14 protein-coding genes are annotated in these 21,758 nt (G+C 64.0%); 10 read left to right on the top strand and 4 right to left on the bottom strand.

The features are described from left to right. Window positions 1-214 precede the first annotated feature (214 nt). The 7 genes from VGH41_RS23915 to VGH41_RS23945 all read left to right on the top strand — a co-directional run bounded on the left by VGH41_RS23915 (window position 215) and on the right by VGH41_RS23945 (window position 7,406). On the top strand, window positions 215-934 hold the full coding sequence (locus tag VGH41_RS23915) for an SH3 domain-containing protein (protein ID WP_331600130.1): 720 nt from the start codon (window positions 215-217) through the stop codon (window positions 932-934). A gap of 117 nt (window positions 935-1,051) precedes the next feature. Further along, a complete protein-coding gene (dapD, locus tag VGH41_RS23920) occupies window positions 1,052-2,065 on the top strand; it encodes a 2,3,4,5-tetrahydropyridine-2,6-dicarboxylate N-succinyltransferase (protein ID WP_349257406.1) in 1,014 nt (337 codons plus the stop codon). A 133-nt stretch (window positions 2,066-2,198) separates the two neighbouring features. Further along, on the top strand, window positions 2,199-4,505 hold the full coding sequence (locus VGH41_RS23925; protein WP_331600131.1) for a putative bifunctional diguanylate cyclase/phosphodiesterase: 2,307 nt from the start codon (window positions 2,199-2,201) through the stop codon (window positions 4,503-4,505). 274 nt (window positions 4,506-4,779) lie between these two features. Beyond that, window positions 4,780-4,977: a hypothetical protein gene (locus VGH41_RS23930; protein ID WP_331600132.1), complete on the top strand. Its 198-nt coding sequence runs from the start codon at window positions 4,780-4,782 to the stop codon at window positions 4,975-4,977. A gap of 143 nt (window positions 4,978-5,120) precedes the next feature. Further along, entirely contained in the window at window positions 5,121-6,515 is a 1,395-nt protein-coding gene (locus VGH41_RS23935) for an FAD-containing oxidoreductase (RefSeq protein ID WP_331600133.1), read from the top strand. A 79-nt stretch (window positions 6,516-6,594) separates the two neighbouring features. Then, window positions 6,595-6,930 (top strand): cupin domain-containing protein, encoded by a 336-nt coding sequence (locus tag VGH41_RS23940; protein ID WP_331600134.1) that lies wholly within the window; start codon window positions 6,595-6,597, stop codon window positions 6,928-6,930. Then, entirely contained in the window at window positions 6,927-7,406 is a 480-nt protein-coding gene (locus VGH41_RS23945) for a metallophosphoesterase family protein (RefSeq protein ID WP_331600135.1), read from the top strand. The genes VGH41_RS23940 and VGH41_RS23945 overlap by 4 nt, the downstream gene beginning before the upstream one ends. Before the next feature lie 121 nt (window positions 7,407-7,527). Here the strand turns inward: VGH41_RS23945 and proP are convergent, their stop codons facing one another. From proP to argA, 3 genes are all read right to left on the bottom strand, one after another. Next, window positions 7,528-9,021 carry a glycine betaine/L-proline transporter ProP gene (gene proP, locus VGH41_RS23950; protein ID WP_331600136.1) on the bottom strand — a complete coding sequence of 498 codons (1,494 nt, stop codon included), beginning with the start codon at window positions 9,019-9,021 and terminating at the stop codon, window positions 7,528-7,530. Window positions 9,022-9,762: 741 nt separating this feature from the next. Next, window positions 9,763-10,038, bottom strand: a complete 276-nt coding sequence (locus VGH41_RS23955) for an oxidative damage protection protein (RefSeq protein WP_133648312.1) — start codon at window positions 10,036-10,038, stop codon at window positions 9,763-9,765. Window positions 10,039-10,099: 61 nt separating this feature from the next. Further along, complete coding sequence (gene argA / locus VGH41_RS23960) at window positions 10,100-11,488, bottom strand: amino-acid N-acetyltransferase (RefSeq protein WP_331600137.1); 1,389 nt, start codon at window positions 11,486-11,488, stop codon at window positions 10,100-10,102. A 23-nt stretch (window positions 11,489-11,511) separates the two neighbouring features. On the opposite strand from argA, the gene hrpA reads away from it, so the two are divergent. Beyond that, window positions 11,512-15,906 (top strand): ATP-dependent RNA helicase HrpA, encoded by a 4,395-nt coding sequence (gene hrpA / locus VGH41_RS23965; RefSeq protein WP_331600138.1) that lies wholly within the window; start codon window positions 11,512-11,514, stop codon window positions 15,904-15,906. Between the two features lie 196 nt (window positions 15,907-16,102). Here hrpA and VGH41_RS23970 read toward each other — a convergent pair whose 3' ends face one another. Next, complete coding sequence (locus tag VGH41_RS23970) at window positions 16,103-18,781, bottom strand: YadA-like family protein (protein WP_331600139.1); 2,679 nt, start codon at window positions 18,779-18,781, stop codon at window positions 16,103-16,105. A gap of 640 nt (window positions 18,782-19,421) precedes the next feature. Between VGH41_RS23970 and VGH41_RS23975 the strand changes: the two genes are divergently transcribed. Beyond that, window positions 19,422-20,438, top strand: coding sequence for a beta-propeller fold lactonase family protein (locus tag VGH41_RS23975; protein ID WP_331600140.1), 1,017 nt, complete (start codon window positions 19,422-19,424; stop codon window positions 20,436-20,438). A gap of 78 nt (window positions 20,439-20,516) precedes the next feature. After that, entirely contained in the window at window positions 20,517-21,518 is a 1,002-nt protein-coding gene (locus tag VGH41_RS23980) for a sterol desaturase family protein (RefSeq protein WP_331600141.1), read from the top strand. The last annotated feature ends 240 nt before the right edge of the window (window positions 21,519-21,758 follow it).

The raw sequence follows: 21,758 nt of genomic DNA on the forward strand, positions 1-21,758 counted from the left end.
CCAGGTATTTCGGCCCGTAATGAACGGATGAGGCGGCAAGGCACAACGCAAGGCACGAAAAGAGACGCGCCAGGGCACGCGCACCACGCGCCCGTCGGCACCCGTACGCGGCTGCGTCGTCGATCGGGATGCGGTACGCTAGCTCACGCTGCAAAAGGTAGGAACAAAGCGCTTCATACGAACCACGCCTAGCCAGTCCAGCCCAGGAGTCAGAATGCGAAGACAGTACGTCCACTACCTGTTTGCGGCTTTAACCAGTCTGCTGATCGTTCCTGCGGCGGCCTTCGCACAAAGCCAGGCCTTCACCAACGGCCCGGTCAACCTGCGCGCCGGCCCGGCACCCGACTACCCGATCGTGACGCAACTGGCAGGCGGCGTGCCCGTCACGGTGATGGGTTGCGTGGCAGGCTACTCATGGTGCGATATCGCACTACCCAACCTGCGCGGCTGGGTTTACGCTGGACGCCTTAGCTACCCATATCAGGGCAGCAATGTCCCCATCCTGAGCTACGGACCGACGATCGGCCTGCCGATCGTCACGTTCTCGATTGGCACCTATTGGGGCAACTATTACCGTGGCCGGCCGTGGTATCGCGATCAGTCGCGCTGGGCGCATCGTCCGCCGCCGCGCCCCGGACATGGAGGACATGGGCGTCCCCCAGGCGCGCGCCCGCCGGGTCACGGAGGCCAGCCGCCAGGCCACGGAGGCAGGCCACCGGGTCATGGCAATGGCCGGCCACCAGGCGGACCGTCGCACGGTGCGGGAGGGCGCCCTTCGGGCGGCTCAGGCGGAGGCACAAGTCGTCCGCCTGGCAACGGAGGCGGCGCCAGGCCGGGCGGCGGAGGCCACGGCGGAAGCCACGGTGGTGGTCAGGGCGGTGGTCAGGGCGGTGGTCAGGGTGGTGGCTCGGGGGGCAGACCGCCGCGTAACTGAAGCGCAAGCAACTGGCCGGGCGGCCCGGGTCCGAGTGGACCGCGGGCCTGCGGCAGGCTGGGCCCGAAGTCCGTCGGACGATCCACACGCGGCTCCACGTCCCGAACGGCTCATGACATGAATCTCTTTGCGGAGGCAGTGGCGATGGCACCAGGCGAATTCAGAACGAGCGGCGCATCGGCGGTGGGTCTCGCGACCATCGCCGCCGACGGGACCGTCCTCGACAGCTGGTTTCCCGAGCCCGCGCTGGCCGATGAGCCGGTCGTGGGCGGCACGCTGCGCCTCACACACGACGACGTTTCGCGCGCCATCGGCGATGCCGCCGCCAACTGCGTCGGCCCTGACGAACGGCGGGGCGTGGAGGTGGTGGGTGTGCGGACCGGCATCGCGTCGCTGAGCGAGCCGCCCAGCGACGCGCACGATGTCTATCTGCGCCTGCATCTGCTCAGCCATCGGCTGATCCAGCCACATGAGGCCAATCTGAGCGGCCTGTTCGGGCTGCTTGCGAATGTCGCGTGGACATCGTTCGGGCCCTGCGCGGTGGAGGCCGTCGCGCAAGTGCGGCTCAAAGCGCGCGCCTCGCGCACCCCGTTCGAAGTCACCAGCATCGACAAATTCCCGCGCATGACCGACTACGTGGTGCCCTCGGGCGTGCGGATTGCCAATGTCGATCGGGTGCGCCTCGGCGCTCATCTGGCGCCCGGCACGACCGTCATGCACGAAGGCTTTTGCAACTTCAACGCGGGCACGCTCGGCACCTCGATGGTCGAAGGGCGCATCAGCTCCGGCGTGGTAGTAGGAGATCACAGCGATATCGGCGGCGGCGCCTCGATCATGGGCACGCTGTCGGGCGGCGGCTCGCAGGTGGTGTCGGTGGGCAAGCGCTGCCTGCTCGGGGCCAATGCGGGAATCGGCATCTCGCTTGGCGACGATTGCGTCGTCGAGGCCGGTTGCTACATCACCGCGGGCACCCGGGTCAGCTTGCCGGACGGATCCGTGGTCAAGGCGGCCACGCTGTCCGGCCAGCCAGGCTGGCTTTTGCGCCGCAATTCGCAGACCGGCGCGGTCGAAGCAATTGCGCGAACCAAGACCTGGGGGCAACTGAATCCGGACCTGCACACGCACAACTAGATCAAGGTGCCGCACGTCATGCAAAACGCATGAAGCGGTTTCGCCGCGCTCAAAGGGGCGATCGCAAAGCTTCGCGTAAACCCCGGTGCGCTGCCGGTCCAATCCTGCCGATGTCGGGATAGGGGGCTCAGATATGACTAGCCGGGTGACACCAGCTGACAGGGTTGGCGCAGAGTCTGACGGGACCCGCTATTCATCGGGGCTCGCGGAACAGGTGTTGGCGTCCGAGCGCAGCGTATTGCGGCTGATCACGCGCAATACGCCGTTGCCGGAGCTGCTCGACGAAGTATGCCGGCGCGCGGAGACGTTGCTGGGCGAAGGCGCGAGCTGCACGATCCTGCTGCTCGACGCGGACGGCGTGCACGTGCGCACCGGCGGCGCGCCGTCGTTGCCGCCGTCCTATACCGCCGCGCTCGACGGCGCGGCAATCGGCCCGCAGGTGGGCTCGTGCGGCACGGCGATGTATCTGCGCAGGATGATCGTGGTGGAGGACATCGAAACCGATCCGCTGTGGGCCGATTTCAGGCATCTCGCGCTGCCGATCGGCCTGCGTGCCTGCTGGTCGATCCCGTTCGAAAACGACGTAGGCATGGTGCTCGGCGCGTTCGCCGTCTATTACCGCAGTCCGCGCCGGCCGAGCACGGAAGAGGAAGCGATCCTGCGCGACATCGGCCGCAGCGTCGGCCTCGCGGTCCATCAGGATGCGATGGCGCAACGTCTTGCGCAAAGCGAAGAGCATCACCGCCTCGTCGTCAATAACCTCAATGAAGGGATCGTGGTGCAATCGCGCAGCGGCACCGTGCTCGCCTGCAATCCGAGCGCGCTGCGCATTTTGCATGCGCCTGCCAATCTGGTCGGCCACGATATCTTCACGGTCATGGTGCGGGCCTTTCACGAGGACGGCACGCCGCTCGCCCAAGCCGAGCGCCCCACGGTACGCGTGCTCGCGAGCGGAAAGCCGGTGCTGGGCATGACGGTCGGGCTCGAGCTGACCGACGGCGAGACCATCTGGATCACGCAAAACGTCGTGCCCATCGTGAAACCCGGCGAGACCGAGCCGAGTTCGGTGCTGATCTCGTTTACGGACATCGGTCCGGTGCGCAAGGCCCAGCAGCAGCTCAGATTCCTCGCCACGCGCGACTCGCTCACCGGCCTGTATAACCGCACTTATCTGGCCGACCGGATGCGCGATCTGTTCGAGCCGTCGGGTCTGAGTGAACTGGCGCGCGTCGCCGTGCTGTTCGTCGATCTCGACGGCTTCAAGAAGGTCAACGACACGGCCGGCCATGAAGCGGGCGATGCCTTGCTGTGCAGCGTTGCGCGCCGTCTTGCCTCGTGCGTGGCGGAAGACGGCACGCTCGCGCGGGTGGGCGGCGACGAGTTCGTGATCGTGGTGAGCGGCTATGAAGGCACCGCGGATCTGATCGCGCTGGCGCGGCAGATTCTCGAGACGATCGCCGTGCCGTTCGCAGTGGCAGACAACGAGTACTACCTGGGCGCGTCGATCGGCATCAGCCTGTTTCCCCAGGACGGCCAGGACGTGCCCACCTTGATGCGCAACGCCGATTCGGCGATGTACTCAGCGAAGCAGCGTGGCCGCAATAACTTCCAGTTCTTCACACCTGAACTCAATGAGCATCTGCAACGGCGCTTCGCCATTGAGCAATTGCTGCGGCGCGCGCTCGCGGCGGGCGAGCTGAGTCTGGTGTACCAGCCGATCATCGACAGCCGGGGTGGCAGGACCGTCGGCGCGGAAGCGCTGCTGCGCTGGTACAACAGCGAACTGGGCGATGTCTCGCCGGTGGAGTTCATTCCGGTCGCGGAAGACACCGGGCTCATCATCGCGATCGGCAACTGGGTCATGGAGCGCGCCTGCGAGCAGGTCGCCGAATGGCGCCGTACACTTACCGCCGATCTGGTGATTGCCGTCAACCTGTCGCCGCGTCAGTTCAACGACGGCCTCGTGGAGCGCATCGAACGCTGCCTCGTACGCTGCGGTCTGTCGGCCGATGCGCTGGAGCTGGAGATCACCGAACGCCTGCTGATGCGCGACAGCGAAACCGTGCTGCCGATGTTGAGCGCGCTGACCGACATGGGCATACGGATCTCCGTCGACGACTTCGGCACCGGTTATTCGTCGCTGTCCTATCTGAAGCGCTTTCCTCTGCACAATCTGAAGATTGACCGTTCATTCGTCGCGGGACTGCCGGATCATCGCGATTCGATTGCCATCACCCAGGCCGTCGTGGCGATGGCGCATTCGCTCGGCATGAACGTGACCGCCGAAGGCGTCGAAACCGAGGCCCAGGCCGCCTTTTTGCGTTCGATCGAATGCGACAAGCAGCAGGGCTATCTGTTCAGCCGGCCGGTGGGCGCGAGCGCCTATGCGCGCAACCTGCTGGAAAGCCGCAGGAGCGAGGGCGTGGTGACGGGTGGGTGAGGGGTGAAATAACCTCGTCGGGCGTATGGAGGTTGCCGACGGCCTTTCTCCAGTCGTGTTTTTTTCTCGTGGCGCGGGTCCCAACGGGGTCGCGCGAATTCCTTCTGTGCCCCGCCCAGCATGGCTTTGCGCCCGCTCGTCCGATTGTTCGCAATCTCGGACAAGTGACTTCGTGATCCGGCTATTTATCCAAAGTTCCCCGATCTCTAGAATCCAGCCATCGAAACGTTAGTAGAGGCGTGGAGCCGAAGCGGCGCGACGGGTTGGAGCGGATATGAGAGCCTTGATCGAAAGACAGCTTTATCATCCATCGTTGGTCCTGCCGATGGTGGAGTTGATGCAAATAATGGTGGCGCAGGATTTCAACCTGAGCCAGGTGGGCCTGCTGGTGGCCACCCGTGGCGCCCGCGCGGCGCTGCAACGTTCGCGCGAACTGATCTGCGCGAGTCATTGCCACAACTGCCACGCGTAAGGCGCGGGCAGGCAGTAATCATGCCGGGCATCGCTAAAAGCCCGGCGGCGTAAGGCAAAAGCCCTCAGGACAACTTCGGCAACATCCAGTGACTGCTGGCGTAAGATGGCACGAACCCGCCCACGGGTTTCAGGAGGTCTGCCATGCTACAGCGCTTCGACGCAGTCGTGATCGGTACTGGACAAGGAGGCGGCCCACTCGCGGTGCGCCTTGGCAAGAGCGGCCGCAAGACGGCTGTGATCGAGCGGGCTGCGTTCGGCGGCACCTGCGTGAATGTCGGCTGTACCCCCACCAAAAGTTATGTAGCGAGTGCGCGCGTGGCCCACGTGGCGCGGCATGCCGCGGAATATGGCGTGCATGTGGCAGGGCCGGTTTCGGTGGATCTGGCGCAGGTCAAGCTTCGCAAGGACGGCATCATCGGCCAGTCGCGGGATGGCGTCGAAAAATGGCTGCGCAGCGCCGATAACGTCACGGTGTTCAAAGGTCACGGACGCTTTACTGGAGCCCATACGCTCAGTATCAGCGACCACGACAATCAGATCGTCGACGAACTCGAGGCCGGCGAAATCTTCATCAATACCGGCACGCGCGCGGTCGTGCCGCTGCTCGAAGGCATCGCGGGCATCCGTTACTACACGAATTCGAACCTGCTGGAGCTGACCGAATTGCCGGAACATCTGGCGATTGTCGGCGGCAGCTATATCGCACTCGAATTTGCTCAGGTGTTTCGCCGTTTCGGCAGCCGGGTCACGGTGATCGTGCGCGGCGAGCGCGTGCTGGCGCGCGAAGACGCCGACTTCGCAGAAAGCGTACAGAAGGTGCTGGCGCGCGAGGGCGTCGAATTCCGTTTCGGCGCCGAGCCGCAGAGCCTGACGCCGCTTGCGGGCGACGGAGTGCGCCTCGGCTTCGACGGCGGCCGGCCCGCCATCGAGGCTTCGCATCTGCTGTTCGCCACCGGCCGTAAGCCGAATACCGACGATCTGGGGCTCGCTGCCGCCGGCATCGAAACGGACCGGCACGGCGTCATTCCTGTCGACGGCGAGTTGCGCACCCAGTTGCCGGGCGTGTGGGCTATCGGCGACGTGAACGGCCGTGGTGCCTTCACCCACACGTCCTACGACGACTATCAGATCGTCGCCGCCAACCTGCTGGAAGGCGGCAAACGGAGCGTCGACACACGCATCATGGCGTATGCGGTGTTCGTCGATCCGCCGCTCGCGCGGGTGGGTATGTCGGAAACGGAAGTGCGCCAGTCCGGCCGTGCCGCGTTGATTTCGACCATGCCGATGTCGCGCGTCGGCCGCGCGCGCGAGCGCGGCGAAACCGATGGCTTCATGAAGGTGCTGGTCGATGCGCAGACGAAACAGATACTCGGCGCGGCGATACACGGCATCGAGGGTGATGAAGCAATCCACACGTTCATCGACATCATGACGGCCGGCGCGCCGTATCCGACCTTGCAATACGCGCTGCATATCCATCCCACCATCAGCGAACTGGTGCCGACCTTGCTCGACGGTTTGAAGCCAATGAAGTGAGAGGTCGCACGCAACATGGGCCAGTCGGAATCACGCACAGTATGGCGTGCTGAAATCGCGAATTCGGTCAGGAGCCCCTATGCCACGTGTCGGCACCCTGTTTAGCGAAGGTAGTGCGGCGCGCGGCGTCGACGAGCGTGTCGATACGCTCGTCGAGCAGGGCGGCATGACGCTGGAACGGATCGTCTCCACGGGTCAGGCGAGCCCGCCGGACTTCTGGTACGACAGCCCGCGCGACGAATGGGTCGTGCTGCTCAGCGGCGCGGCGCGCCTCGAGTTCGAAGGTGAAGCACCCGCGCTTGCGATGCAGCCGGGCGATTATGTGCTGATCGAGGCACACTGCCGGCATCGCGTCGCATGGACGCATGACAGCGTGCCGAGCGTGTGGCTCGCACTTCACTACCCACCTGCATGAACGCCCGCACCACGATCTCCCGCCTTGGTCTGATTTCCGACACGCACAACCTGGTGCGTCCCGAGGCGCTGGCGCATCTCGCGGGATGCGAGGCCATCATTCATGCTGGCGATATCTGCGAGCAGGCGGTGCTCGACGCACTCGAACGCATCGCGCCGGTCACCGCGGTGCGCGGCAACAACGATACGGGCGCGTGGGCGCGCGCCTTGCCCACCCACATCACGCTGACGGTGCAGCAGGTGACGATTCTGGTGGTGCACGATATCGCGGATCTGAAGGTGAACCCACGCAGCGAGGGAATCGGCGTGGTCGTGAGCGGGCATTCGCACCAGCCGTTGCTCGACGAGCGCGACGGCGTGCTGTTCATCAACCCCGGCAGCGCCGGGCCGAGGCGCTTCAAATTGCCGGTGTCGGCGGGCCTGCTCGTGGTGCAGGGCGCGCACGCAACGGCGACGCTGCATCCGTTGCTGGCATGAAAAACGGGCCGCCCATGAAACTCACGGCGGCCCGTTCCAGGTACTGCGCTGCGTGCGGTGATGCCGATGTGGCATGCGCCCGCATCATCCTCATAGGCTCATCAGATTAGACGACGCTCGCTCAAGCCCGTGCCGTCGCATAACGGTCGTCCATCTCTTCGGCTTCGCGTTCGCCGCGCAGTACCGCGTGCGCTTCGGCACGGGTGGCGACGCACGGTGCCGAACCGAGCAGCGGCTGGCGCGCCGTTTCGCGCAATGCGAGCACCGACACCACGCCGATCAGCGATGCGCCCATCAGGTAGTACGCCGGCATCATCAGATTGGCGGTCTTGTCGACCAGCCACGCGGCGACGAGCGGCGTGGTGCCACCGAACAGCGACACGGAAATGTTGAAGCCGATTGCCAGCGCGCCATAACGGATCCTGGTGGGGAACAGCGCCGGCAGGGCCGACGGCATCACGCCTGTGAAGCACGACAGCAGCACGCCGAGAATCAGCAGGCCGCTGAACACCGGCAGCATCGTGCCCGTGCGGATCAGCAGCAGCGCCGGAATCGACAGGGCGAACAGACCCACGCAACCAAACAGCATCACCGGCTTGCGCCCGATCGTGTCGGACAGACGGCCGGCGAACAGCGTCATCGGCATCATCAGCACCATCACCAGCAGCACGAGGAACAGACCGTGCGTTTCGTCGAAGTGCAGCGTCGACGACAGGTAGCTCGGCAGATAGGACAGCGCCATATAGTCGGTGACGTTGAAGATCAGCACGAGGCCGACGCACAGCAAGAGCGGCTGCCATTGCTTCGCGATCAGTTCGCGCAAGGTTTGCCTGGGCAGTGCCTTGTCTTCCGCTTCGCGTTGCTCGGCCTGCTTCTTGAACGCGGGCGTTTCTTCGAGCTTCATCCGGATGTACAGACCCACCAGACCCAGCGGACCCGCGATCAGGAACGGCACACGCCAGCCCCACGACAACAGCGCCTCGTGCGATAGCGTGGCGGTCAGCACGGCAACCGTGCCGGCGCCGAGGACATACCCGATCAGCGTACCGAATTCGAGAAAGCTGCCCATGAAGCCGCGGCGCTTGTCCGTCGAAAACTCGGCGATGAAGGTGGCGGCGCCGCCGTATTCGCCACCGGTCGAGAAGCCTTGCACCAGACGTGCGACGAGCAGCAGGACCGGCGCAAAGATGCCGATCGTGGCGTAGCTCGGAATCAGGCCGATCGCGAAGGTGCCGAGCGCCATCATGATCATGGTCATCGCGAGTACGCGCTGACGTCCGATGCGGTCGCCAAGCGGCCCGAATACCATGCCGCCCACCGGACGCACGAGGAAGGCCGCCGCGAAGGTGCCGAAGGTGGCGATCAACTGCGCGGACGGGCTGCTCGACGGGAAGAAGACTTTGCCGAGCGTGACGGCGATGTAGCTGTACACGCCGAAGTCGAACCATTCCATGGCGTTGCCGAGCGCCATGGCGCCGACGGCCCGCTTGAGGAGGGATTTGTCGACGACCGTGATGTCGTCGAGGGAAAGGCGTTGTTCTTGTTGGTTGTGTCGCCAGAAGCCGTTGCTGGAAGCGGTCAAGGTGAATACTCCAATGACTGCGACGAAACTCATGAAAACGCGCATGAACGTTCCGCCACGGGTGCTGGGGAAGTGCAGTTTCGCGATAAGGGCGACAAGGGCGACGGTTGCGCGGCCAGAAGGCACATCAGCCGTGCAGGGGCGCAAAAAGAAAAAGCAAACGCCCATGCCCCGCGTACGTTTCGCGGAAATGCACTGGTCTACGTTGTTGCTAGTCGTTGCATCTGCGTGGCCGTGGAAGGGGGGCAGATGCATGAGGACGCTGGGGACACGGAATGCCCTGCGCGCCGCTGTCAGGCTTGAAACGAAAAAGGCCGGTGATTTTCGCGACGGATGCGTGACCTGAACCGCGAAGCGACCGACAAGCCTTCTTGTCTAAAAACAGCTCAATCCGAGGCGCGCCGCGCACGGCGCCACACCATGAATTGAACGCGATTGATGGTTAAAGACTGTTGAAACGAGCGACATGATAGCACGATGACGGAGGATCGCGCAAACGCGGTTGTGGTGGGGAGTGCTGGAAATGACGCTCAATCCCTTGCGGGCTGGGGGCTACGGCGAATTTTCGGAGACCGGGGAAGAGGCTGGATTCGGGGTGAAAATGACCCTTGGGTTGGCGCGTTCCGGCGGTGAAAACGGAGACTGAAAACGGGCGCGGCGCAATGCAAAAAGCGGCTCTTTGCGCATCCTTCAGACGAAAAAAATCCGCGCACCTGGCGCGGATTTTTTGGTGCACGCGGACCGGCAACCCTACCGGCAAGCGAAAGCCGTCGCTCAGCTCTGCGATGGCGGCACGTAGCCCGATGCCTGATCCGCGCCCTCGCCGAAGAAGAATTTCTCGGTCTGCTTCATCAGGTACTGGCGCGCCCGCGGATCCGCCATGTTCAGGCGGTTTTCGTTGATCAGCATGGTCTGCTGCTTGAGCCACGCCTGCCAGGCTTCCTTCGAGATGCTTTCGTAGATCCGCTTGCCGAGTTCGCCCGGCAGCGGCGGGAAATCGAGGCCTTCGGCTTCCTTGCCGAGCTTCGCGCATTGAACCATACGAGCCATGCTGTGATTCTCCTGTTATTCAGTGTGGGGTGATGCGGCAGCCGTTTTTATTTGGGGACGCTCAGAGCTGTTTCATCAGCACGAGCGACTTGCGCTGCCAGTTATAGAGGCGGCGGCGATCTTCCGGCAGGTCGTCGACCGTTACCTTCACGAAGCCGCGTTTCAGGAACCAGTGTTCGGTGCGCGTGGTCAGCACGAAAATGCGTGTGAGGCCGCGCGCGCGGGCCCGCTGTTCGATACGCTTGAGTAGCCGCTCGCCGTCGCCGGTGCCTTGCGCTTCGGGCGCGACGGTGAGACATGCCATCTCGCCGATGCGCTCCTGCGTGTACGGATACAGCGCCGCGCAGCCGAACAGCACGCCATCGTGCTCGATCACCGAGAAATGGTCGATGTCGCGTTCGATCTGGTGACGTCCGCGCCGCACCAGCGTGCCGTCCGATTCGAGCGGCTCGATCAGCGCCAGAATACCGCCTACGTCGTCCGGCGTGGCTTCGCGCAGGCTTTCGAGATTCTCGTACGAGATCATCGTGCCCACGCCATCGTGCAGGAACAGTTCGAGCAGCAGGCTGCCGTCCAGCGCATAGGGAATGATGTGCGCCCGCGCGACGCCGCCGCGGCAGGCGCGGATCGAATGCTTCAGATAGAAACCCGCGTCGCCGGTGACTTCGCCGCTCTCGTGCAGCTTGTAGGCGTCGTCGAGCGAGAGTTCGCGGACCAGTTCCGGGCCGTCTTCGCCGTCTTGCATCAGGCCTGGCGTTTCGGTCAGGAACACGATCTTGTCGGCGCGCAGCGCGATGGCCGCCGCGGACGCCACATCTTCCATGGCCAGGTTGAACGCTTCGCCCGTGGGCGAGAAGCCGAGAGGCGAGAGCAGCACGAGCTTGCGGCTTGCCAGCGAGTGGCGAATCGAATCCGCGTCGATCTTGCGTACCACGCCGGTGTGGGCGAAATCCACGCCGTCGAGAATGCCGACCGGACGCGCCGTCACGAAGTTGCCGGACACCACGCTGATGTGCGCGTGCGCCATGGGCGTGTTCGGCAAACCCTGGCTGATCGCCGCCTCGATGTCCAGGCGCACTTCGCCGGCCGCTTCTTTCGCGGATTCCAGCGCGCGCGCATCGGTAATGCGCATGCCGTGCGAAAACTCGGACTCCACGCCATGCAGGCTCATCTGCTCTTCGACCTGCGGCCGCGAGCCGTGCACCAGCACGATCTGGATGCCCATGGCCTGCAGCAGCGCGATGTCCGACACCAGCGCGTTCAGCAGCCCCTGATGCACCACCTCGCCGCCGAACCCGACGACGAACGTCTTGTTGCGGAACGCGTGGATATAGGGGGCGACCGAGCGCATCCAGTCGACGAATTGCGCGTGTTGCGAGTCGGATTCCGCAGCGCCGGACGGGGCCGGAGCGCTCGCGGGCGTGGGGACGAGGTCGGTTTGGGAATTCATGCCCGGGATTATAATGCGCCCCCATGTCGAATGTACCCAAAAGTCCCGCTGGGGCGAATCAGAAAGCCGCGTCGGATGCGGACAAAACCCGCGCCGGCGATGTCGCTCGCGGCGCGGCTCCCGATACCCCTCGCGGTGCTACGGAATCCGCACGCGAGCCTCGGCGCGCCGGAGACGCCGCGCACGCGCCTGCGCAGCCTTCCGCGCCAGCCCAAACGCCGACTCAAACGCCGACCCAGCCCACTCCCACGCAGCCGCATGAGGCGCAGGCGCGCCGTGACGGGCGCTCGCACCCGCAAAAAACTGCGCCGAAGCCGCAGCAGGCTGCGCCGCGCAAACCCACGCAGGAAGGTAGCAAGCCGCCACCGCAAGGCACTCGTCAAGAGCGGCGCGAGCCACGCGAGGCACGAGCGGCGCGCCCCACGCGCGTCGTCGAGCCGAACCCGATTCCGCCGATCACCTTCCCCGAAGCGCTGCCGGTGTCTGGCCGGCGCGAGGAAATCGCGCGCGCGATCGCGGAAAATCAGGTCGTGATCGTCTCGGGCGAGACCGGTTCGGGCAAGACCACCCAGTTGCCGAAGATCTGCCTCGCACTCGGGCGCGGACTCGGCGCGGGCGGCGCGGGTCTGATCGGCCATACGCAGCCGCGCCGGATTGCGGCCTCGGCGACGGGGCGGCGCATTGCCGAAGAACTCGGCACGCCGTTCGGCGAAGTGGTCGGCTACAAGGTGCGTTTCACGGACAACCTGTCGCCCGGCGCATCGGTCAAGCTGATGACGGACGGCATTCTGCTCGCGGAAACGCAGACCGATCCGCTGCTGAAGGCGTACGACACGCTGATCATCGACGAAGCGCACGAGCGCAGTCTGAACATCGACTTTCTGCTTGGCTACCTGCGCGAGATTCTGCCAAAGCGCCCCGAGCTGAAGGTGATTGTGACGTCCGCGACCATCGACGCGGATCGTTTCGCGCGCCATTTCGGCAGCGCCGACCAGCCCGCGCCGGTGATCGAGGTGAGCGGCCGTTTGTATCCGGTCGAGGTGCGCTATCGCCCGGTGGCGGAAGACAGCCCGGCTGTGAAAGCCGCGGAAGGCGCCGCGCCGTCCTCGCGCGAACGGCCGAAGACTCAGCGCGAGACCGACCGCGACCTGATGGACGCGATCGTCGACGCAGTGGATGAACTGTGCCGCGAAGGCCCAGGCGACGTGCTGGTGTTCCTGCCGGGCGAGCGCGAAATCCGCGACGCCGCGGAGGCGCTGCGCAAGCACCACCCCCCGCACACGGAGATTCTGCCGTTGTTCGCGCGGCTGTCCGCGGCCGAGCAGGAGCGTGTGTTCCGCGCATCGAACGCGCGCCGCATCGTGCTGGCGACCAACGTTGCGGAAACCTCGTTGACGGTGCCGGGGATTCGCTACGTCGTCGATACGGGTCTGGCGCGCGTGAAGCGCTACTCGTACCGCAACAAGGTCGAGCAGTTGCAGGTCGAGTCGATTTCGCAGGCGGCCGCCAATCAGCGCGCCGGACGATGCGGACGCGTTGCAGACGGTGTGTGCATTCGACTCTACGAGGAAACGGATTTCCAGTCGCGCGTGCGTTTCACGGACCCGGAGATTCTGCGCTCGTCGCTGGCGTCGGTGATTCTGCGGATGAAGTCGCTGCATCTGACGGCGATCGAAACCTTTCCGTTTATCGAACCGCCGCCTGGCCGCGCAATTGCCGACGGTTATCAGCTGCTGAACGAACTCGGCGCCGTCGACGACGACAACGAGCTCACGCCGCTCGGCCGCGAACTCGCGCGCCTGCCGCTCGATCCGCGGGTCGGCCGGATGATTCTCGCCGCGCGCGATCAGCAGGCATTAAAGGAAGTGCTGATCATCGCGAGCGCGCTGTCGGTGCAGGACCCGCGCGACCGGCCGATCGAAGCGCAGGAGCAGGCCGACCAGGCCCATCGGCGCTTCGCCGACGAGCGTTCCGAATTCCTCCAATGGCTGAAGATCTGGAACTGGTTCGAAGAAGCGATTGCGCACAAGAAATCGAACCGGCAGTTGCAGGACGAGTGCCGCGCGAATTTTCTTTCGCAATTACGTCTGCGCGAATGGCGTGACGTGCATTCGCAATTGCTGACGGTGGTGCGTGAGCACGGCTGGCGGCTCAACGAGGCCGAAGCGACCTTCGAGCAGATCCATCTCGCCTTGTTGACGGGCCTGCTCGGCAACATCGGCCTGAAAGCCGACGACGAGCCGTATTACCTCGGCGCACGCGGTATCAAGTTCTATCTGTGGCCGGGCTCGGCGCTGGTGAAAAAGGCCGGCAAATGGGTGATGGCCGCAGAACTGGTCGAGACCAGCCGGCTCTACGCGCGATGTATCGCGAAGATCGAGCCGGAGTGGATCGAACGGATTGGCGCGCATCTGCTGAAGAAGTCGCTTTCGGAGCCGCATTGGGAAAAGCGCGCGGCGCAGGTCTCCGCGTATGAGCGCGCGGTGTTGTACGGCTTGCCGGTTTATCACCGCCGCCGCGTGAGCTTCGGCAAGCAGGATCCGGCGCGAGCCCGTGAGTTGTTCATTCGCGGCGCGCTGGTCGAGGGCGAATTCGACACGAAGCTCGCGTTCTTCGCGCATAACCGCAAGCTGCTCGCGGATATCGAGCAGCTCGAACACAAGTCGCGCCGCCAGGACGTGCTGGTCGACGACGAACTGATCTTCGCCTATTACGATCAGGCGCTTCCACAAGGCATCTATACGGGCGCGTCGTTCGAGCGCTGGTATCGCGACGAAGTGAAGAAAAGCGGCCAGCCGGAAGAGAAATTGCGCCTGCTGTATCTGTCGCGCGACGATCTGATGCGCCACGAAGCGGCCGGCGTCACAACCGACCTGTTCCCGAAGCGGATGACGATGGCCGGTGTCGAAATGGCGCTGACCTATCACTTCGAACCGGGTTCGCCGCGCGACGGCGTCACGCTCGCCGTGCCGCTGTACGCGCTGAATCAGGTGGACGCGCGGCGCTGCGAATGGCTCGTGCCGGGCATGCTGAAGGAGAAGGCGCAACTGCTGCTCAAATCATTGCCGCAGAAGCTGCGCAGGCATTGCGTGCCGCTGCCGGAATATGCGGCGGCCTTTGTCGAGCGGCATGGCGGTCCGCGCTTCGGCGCGGGTGGCCTGCTCGAGACGCTGATTGCCGACGTCCGTGAGCAGACCCAGGTCGCGATGAAACAGTCCGACTTCAAGCTTGAGACGCTGCCGGCGCATCTGTTCATGAACTTCAAGGTCGTGGATGAGCACGGGCGGCAGCTTGCGATGGGCCGCAATCTCGCGCAATTGCGTGCGGAACTGGGCGCCCAGGCGCAGCAGCATTTTCAGAAGATTGCCTCAGGCGCGGCGGGTGCGGCGCTGGCGGATGCCGTGGGCGCCGCAACGGGTGAGGCCCGCTCTGCCGGTGCGGATGGTGGCAATGCAGCGGCGCGGGCCGGTGTGGCTGGAGCCGCACGCGACGCGCATGCGAACCGCGTAGCACGCGGGACTGCGGTTCCACAAACCTCGGCGCAGGACGGCACGCCCACGACCGCGCTCTACGAAAAGCTCACTACGTGGAACTTCGGCAAGCTGCCCGAGTTGCTGGAAATTCGCCGCGGCGGGCAAACGCTGTTCGGTTACCCGGCTCTCGTCGACCGCGGCACGCATTGCGATGTCGAGGTGTTCGATTCGCCCGATGAGGCCGCGCGCATTCACCGCGCGGGATTGCGCCGTCTGTTCGCGCTGCAGTTGAAGGAGCCGATCAGGTATCTGGAGAAGAATCTGCCCGGTCTGCGCGAAATGGCCATGCAGTTCATGCCGCGCGGCACGCAGGAAGAGTTGCGCGACCAGTTGATCGATACCGCGCTCGATCGCGCCTGCTTGCAGGATCCGCTGCCGGACGACGACGTGTCGTTTCACACACGGCGCGACGAAGGGCGCAGCCGGTTGACGCTGCTTGCGCAGGAGATCGCGCGCCTGGTGGGGCAGATTCTTAGCGAGTATGCCGCGGTGACGAAGAAGCTCGTGCAGGCGAAGTCATTCACGGCAGCCTACGCGGATCTGCAAAACCAGCTTGATGCGCTGATCGGCAAACGCTTCGTGATCGACACGCCTTATGCGCAGCTATCACATTTTCCGCGCTATCTGAAAGGCATTGCGCTGCGAGTCGACAAGCTGAAAGCCGACGCGGCCCGCGACGCACGGCAGTTCGCCGAGTTTCAGCCCTTGCTGCAGAACTATCAGCGCGCGCTCGCGCAGCGCGGCGGCGTCGCCGATGCGCGGCTCGCGGAATTCCGCTGGTTACTGGAGGAGTTGCGTATTTCGCTTTTCGCGCAGGAGTTGCGCACGCCGATGCCGGTATCGGTCAAACGGCTGTACAAGGTGTGGGAGTCGATGCAGCGGTGAGGGCACGGCTGTCACCTCGTGGAAGCGGCCCCTGAAGCTTGATGCTGCAAGTCCGTCAGCACGGCGTCCACGGCACCGGAGGAGAAAAAAGCGCGACACCGGATGAACGACCCGGTGTCGCGCAAAAGATGCAGGTCCGCCCGGACCTGCATCCACTCGCTGCTCGCGGTTATCGGGCGAGACAAGACCTTCGTTTTTACCAGTGCATGCCGGCGCCGATCGACGCGCCGAACTGGCCACGCGAATCACTGGTGCCTTGCACCTTGTAGACCCACTTGCCGGTCTCGGACAGTTGCGATACGCCGAGCGCAATGGCCGATTGGCCGGCATACGTGCCCCCCGCGACCGCCACCATGCCATGACCGGGCAGAACCGCTTGAGGCAGACCCGCGGCCGCCAGTGCCGACGCTGTGCCGCCGTACGAATCGCGGCGCGCGGAACGGATCTGGTCGTCGGTGTAGCCCTTCGACTCGCCCAACGCGTTGCTCACGCTTTGGTTCATCTGGTTGACGTTGACGGCGTCCGTGCCCTGCACACCGGCGGCGACGTTGGTGATCTGGCGTTCCTGACCGGCCGCGCCCACCGACACCGTATTGGCGCGATCTGCGACTGAACCCTGGCCCAATGCGACCGCGTTGTCGGCGCTGGCGTTTGCGCCTGCACCGAGTGCCGTCGTGTTGTTGCCGCTTGCGACCGAGTTCGCGCCCATGGCAACGGCGTTCGTGCCGGATGCCTGCGCATTGGCGCCGGCTGCGATCGAATGCGTGCCGGATGATTGGGCGGCTTCGGTGTTGGTGTCGCCGTCGGCGCTGAAGAAGGCGCTGCCGGTGTTGCCGGAGATGTTGCTGATCGCGCTGCCGATCGCGGCATCGAGCTGACCGAGGTTGACCGCGTCGGTAGCGATCACGCCATCTGCGACGTTGTGGATGACTGTGCCGCCATCACCACCGAGCGTGACGCTGTTCCTGTTGACGGTGCCGTCCGCGTTGGTGTCATACATCACCGCGCCGTCGACCTTGGCCGCTGCTGCGCTGGCCTGACTTGCGACGGCGTTCAACTGCGAGACGTTGACGGCGTCGGTATCGGCGATACCGGCGGCGACGTTGGTGATCTGGCGTTCGTTGCCGGCCGAGCCGACCGAGACGCTGTTCGCCCGATCGGCCACGGAGCCTTGGCCCAGGGCGACTGAGTTGTCGGCGCTGGCGGTGGCCTGATTGCCGATGGCGGTGGCGTTTTGCGCGGTAGCCTGGGCGTAGGAGCCGACGGCAGTAGCGGCGGTGACGGTCGGATCGCCGATGCTGCCCGCGACCGAGTTGGCGCCAAGCGCGGTTGAGTTGTCGCTATACGCCCATGAGAGGGTACCCACAGCCGTGCTGTGCGTGCCGGTTGCCCACGAGCTGGTGCCCGCTGCGAAAGCCTGAGGGCCAGAGGCGAGGGCACCGCTGCCGATTGCGACGGCGTGGTCGCCGCTGGCGATCGCGTCATCCTGGCCGTTCTCAAGACCGTCTGCCTTGAAATAGTGCGAGGTTGCGGCGGCGCTGGCCGTGGCGGCTTGCAACTGGCTCAGGTTGACGGCGTCAGTCGGGTCGACGCCCGCTGCTACGTTGGTGATGCGACGTTGGCTGGTTGCCGACCCGACCGAGACGGTGTTGTCCTGGTCAGCCACCGAAAGTTGGCCGAGTGCGACGGAATTGGTGCCGCTGGCGGTTGAATAGGCACCGATAGCGGTGCCCATGCTGCCCGCAGTGGAATAACCACCCAATGCAACAGATCCGAGGCCGTTGGCATTCGCCCCGACTCCGGCGGCGATTGCAACACCGTTCGAAGCCGTTGCATTTTCGCCGATGGCAACCGAACCCGTGCTGGACGCCTGCGCGCCGTAGCCGAACGCCGCCGAATAGTCGCCGCTGGCCGAGGCGCTTGCACCTGCCGCGACTGCATGCGTGCCGCCGGCGAGCGCGTCGTCCGAACCGTCGGCGAGGCCTTCGGCCTTGAAATAGTGCAAGGTGCCGCTGTCGGCGATGGTGTTGACCTGGTTGCTGAGGGTATTGACCTGGCCGCTGATGGTGGTGACCTGACCGCTGATGGTGTTGACCTGGGTGCTGATCGCGCCGACTTCGTTGTCGACGGACTTCAACTGACTGACGTTGACCGCGTCGGTGTCCGCGGATCCGGCGGCGACGTTCGTCACTCGGCGTTCGTTTTTGTCGGAGCCAACCGACACTTCACCTTTGGCGGTGCTCGCGGCGATTGCCGTGGCGCCGGCACCATTCGGCGTGTAAGCGGTGGTGGTCAGATTGGCCGTGGTAGTCGAGTTCGCACCGAGGGCGACGCTGTTGCTCGCCGAAGCATTGGCGGCGTAGCCGATTGCGACGGAGTTGGCTGCAGACGCTGCGGTGCGGGCGCCCAGCGCTGTGCCGCCGATACCTTGCGCCGCGCTTTGTGTGCCGACGGCGGTGGCGTTGTCGCTGCCCGCCCTTGCGGCCGTGCCGTTTGCCAATGCACCGACGCCGCTCGAGAACGCATTGGCGCCGATGGCGATCGAGCCGCTATTGCTCGCATTCGAATTGCTGCCGATCGCGATCGAATATTGCTGGGACGCCGAGGCGCCGACCCCGGCTGCGACGGCTTGCGCGTTGAGCCCGGCGAAGGCTGCGCTGTCGAGGACAGTGCCAGCTCCGGTTGCATCGAAATAATCAGCCGAACTCTGCGCGTACGCGCCGGCCGCTCCCGTCATTACCACCCCCGCCATCAAAGCGCGCGCCATCACCAGCTTGCGCGACACGCCGCGCTTCGACTTCGAGCGCGCCGTTTCCGACGTTGCGGCCCACGCGCCCGTCGTTTCATTCCAAACCGATTTATAGATTCTGTTCATGCTTAAAAAAACTCCGCGGTATTACTAGCGTGGCTGGCGTAAAAATGCATTCGAATCAGGGAAGCGCCATCGCCCTTTTTGGCCGCGCACAAAATTTGACATACCGACCGCGGTTTCTCCGTCTGTCTCTGTCCTGCTGAAATTTTCCGCGCGTTCTGACCGAATGCTTCACGCCCTCGTGTCCACCATGGTTAAGAGCATGGGCGATGATCGCGGCGATTGTCAGACAGGGCGGGGCACCGTCGATATAAGTGAATTCTTAAAAAGTATGCGTCAGATCAATTTTATTTTTTGAACTGTAAATAGATGTTTTAAAATAAATTAAATCGAGAAAATTCTTACTGATTCTTATTGATATGGCGTACATGTAAGAGTTCAACAATACGTTGATGGGTGGGTTGAGCGGAAATTTATATTCTCGTTAATATCCCGTGGCAGATCCGGCCAGGGTTATCCGTTCGCCATAGGTAACCTGACGTGATTGGCATTCAACTTTGGAGAAAGGATCAGCCGGCGCCGCATCGCCGGCTTCCCCCGCCGTGGTGCGCCGCAACCTTTTTGCTGTCGATACCCCATCCGGATCAACCGCTTGCGCTAACAAACGCTTTACAATGCAAGGTGTTCTTCGAAGTGAGTTTTCATGCGCAAATTTCTTTTCCGCGGCTTGAGCGCCACATTCGCCGCAAGCGCGGCGCTGGTCGCCGCAGCAGGCCTGCTAGCCCCCGCTGCCCACGCCAACAACGTGATCGTGCTCAACTCCGGCGAGGCCACCCTCAGCCTCATTGATGAAGCGACGCGCCAGGTCGTCGGCACGGTGCCCACCGGCAAGGAGCCGCATCACCTGATGGCGACTCCGGACAACTCGTCGCTGATCGTGGCCAATTCGGTGTCGAACAACCTGATGTTCGTCGACCCGAAAACCGGCAAGGTACAGCGCTGGGTCGAGAACATCGAAGATCCGTATCAGATCGGTTTTTCGCCCGACCGCAAATGGCTCGTCACCACGGGCCTGCGTCTGGACCGCCTCGACATCTACCACTACGACGCGCAGAACAATATGACGCTCGCGAAGCGTTTGCCGCTCGCCGTGATGCCTAGCCACCTGGCTTTCACGAACGACAGCAAGACCGTTTTCGTCACGTTGCAGGTCTCGGGCGAGCTGGCGGCGGTCGACCTGGCCACGCAGGAAGTGAAGTGGAAAATGAAGGTCGGCAAGGTGCCGGCCGGCCTGTGGATGACGCCGGGCGACAAGTACCTGCTGGTCGGCATGACCGGCGCGGACTATGTGGCGGTGGTGGACTGGCGTAACCAGAAGATCGTGAAGACCATCCAGACCGGCAACGGAGCGCACAACTTCCGCTCGCTGGCGGATGGCAAGCATGTGGCCGTGTCCAATCGCGTCGCGAGCACGATCAGCATCATCGACGAAGACACCCTCACCAACGTCGGCGACATCAGCGGATTGATGCCCGGACCGGACGACATGGAATTGTCCTCGGACAAACGCTATCTGTGGGTCACGTTCCGCTTCGCGAAGCACATCGGTATCATCGATCTGAATACGCGCAAGCTGATCCAGACCATCGCCGTCGGCCGTTCGCCGCACGGCATCTATTTCTTCGACCGCGCGCCGGTGACCGCGCCGAATGGGGCGTAAGCGGGGCATGAGCGGGGCATCGGCGCGCAGCAGGGCGGGAAGGCCCTGCGGCGTCATAGCTGAGGTAAAGCGAGCATCATGTTTCATCTGATTTTCTCTTCTCTCGACAGCCTGGTCTCGACCGTGCAGACGCTGCTGTACGTGGATCTCGTGCAGCCGCTTCTGTTCCGCTTCAACCTGATGGACTACGACGAAGACACGTTCGATAGCCTGTACTGGGTGATCGTGGGTGTTTTCGAAGTGCTCGCCATGTATGCCGTGCTGCGTCCGCTCGAAGCATTGCGCCCGGTCGAGCGGTGGGAGAATCGTAAGGCGGTGCGCGTCGACGTGCTCTATACGTGGATCGCCAAGCTCGGCATCCTCAACCTGTTTTTCTTTTTCGCGCTGCAGCCCTTCTTTGATAGCGTGCAGAGCTGGCTGCGTCTGCACGATATTGCGAGTCTTGAATTCGACAATCTGTGGCCCGGCGTGACCACGCAACCCATCGTCACGTTTGCGATGTATCTGCTGGTGCTGGACTTTGCCGGCTACTGGTATCACCGGTTCGAACATCGTTTCGGGCTCTGGTGGGAACTCCATGCCGTGCATCACAGCCAGCGTCAGATGTCGCTCTGGTCCGACGACCGCAATCATCTGCTCGACGATCTGCTGCAAGCCTGTTTCTTTGCGACCATCGCGCTTGTGATCGGTGTGCCCCCATCGCAGTTCGTCGTGCTGGTCGCCGTCACCAACCTGGCGCAGAGCGTGCAGCACGCCAATATCCGCTTGTATTTCGGCTGGCTCGGTGAGCGGCTTCTGGTGAGTCCGACGTTCCACCGCCGCCATCATGCAATCGGCTACGCTCGCGAAGGCCTCAAGTACGGCTGCAACTTCGGCGTGCTGTTTCCGTGGTGGGACATGCTGTTCGGCAGCGTGTCGTGGAGCCGCGAAATGGAGCCAACCGGCATTCGCGACCAGCTCGACGGACGCCGTTATGGCGAGGGTTTCTGGGCACAGCATGGGCTCGCGTTCGTGCGTATCGCGGGGCGCCTGTCGTCGAAGAAGCGTGCCACGCGGGGCAATGACGCAACGGCCGTCTGACAGCGGCGGTCTCTCGCCAGCTGGAAATTCCTTCGCTGTATTGCCGCAGACCTGGCGCAGACCCGCCGCTGAATTACCGCGGATCGTCCCCACCTGTCGGTCCGCGCAGGGCAAGCCCGTGCAGCCCCTCGCGCAACCTGCCATTTCCCGTCTTCGCGATGACCGGTGCTACCGGCCGCACCGCGCGTGGTTTATCCTGTCCACGTGTGCCGCCGTCTCCGTTTGTTGCGCGGCGTCCCT

The organism is Paraburkholderia sp., assembly GCF_036488795.1.
In the GTDB taxonomy this organism is placed as follows: Bacteria; Pseudomonadota; Gammaproteobacteria; order Burkholderiales; family Burkholderiaceae; genus Paraburkholderia.

Bases quoted from the DNA above. Each gene is read 5' to 3' on its own strand.
- VGH41_RS23935 (WP_331600133.1), top strand. From the start codon at position 5,121: ATGCTACAGCGCTTCGACGCAGTCGTGATCGGTACTGGACAAGGAGGC.
- dapD (WP_349257406.1), top strand. From the start codon at position 1,052: ATGAATCTCTTTGCGGAGGCAGTGGCGATGGCACCAGGCGAATTCAGA.
- VGH41_RS23955 (WP_133648312.1), bottom strand. From the start codon at position 10,038: ATGGCTCGTATGGTTCAATGCGCGAAGCTCGGCAAGGAAGCCGAAGGC.
- VGH41_RS23970 (WP_331600139.1), bottom strand. From the start codon at position 18,781: ATGAACAGAATCTATAAATCGGTTTGGAATGAAACGACGGGCGCGTGG.
- VGH41_RS23930 (WP_331600132.1), top strand. From the start codon at position 4,780: ATGAGAGCCTTGATCGAAAGACAGCTTTATCATCCATCGTTGGTCCTG.
- VGH41_RS23940 (WP_331600134.1), top strand. From the start codon at position 6,595: ATGCCACGTGTCGGCACCCTGTTTAGCGAAGGTAGTGCGGCGCGCGGC.
- VGH41_RS23945 (WP_331600135.1), top strand. From the start codon at position 6,927: ATGAACGCCCGCACCACGATCTCCCGCCTTGGTCTGATTTCCGACACG.
- VGH41_RS23925 (WP_331600131.1), top strand. From the start codon at position 2,199: ATGACTAGCCGGGTGACACCAGCTGACAGGGTTGGCGCAGAGTCTGAC.
- VGH41_RS23980 (WP_331600141.1), top strand. From the start codon at position 20,517: ATGTTTCATCTGATTTTCTCTTCTCTCGACAGCCTGGTCTCGACCGTG.
- hrpA (WP_331600138.1), top strand. From the start codon at position 11,512: ATGTCGAATGTACCCAAAAGTCCCGCTGGGGCGAATCAGAAAGCCGCG.
- VGH41_RS23975 (WP_331600140.1), top strand. From the start codon at position 19,422: ATGCGCAAATTTCTTTTCCGCGGCTTGAGCGCCACATTCGCCGCAAGC.
- VGH41_RS23915 (WP_331600130.1), top strand. From the start codon at position 215: ATGCGAAGACAGTACGTCCACTACCTGTTTGCGGCTTTAACCAGTCTG.
- argA (WP_331600137.1), bottom strand. From the start codon at position 11,488: ATGAATTCCCAAACCGACCTCGTCCCCACGCCCGCGAGCGCTCCGGCC.
- proP (WP_331600136.1), bottom strand. From the start codon at position 9,021: ATGAGTTTCGTCGCAGTCATTGGAGTATTCACCTTGACCGCTTCCAGC.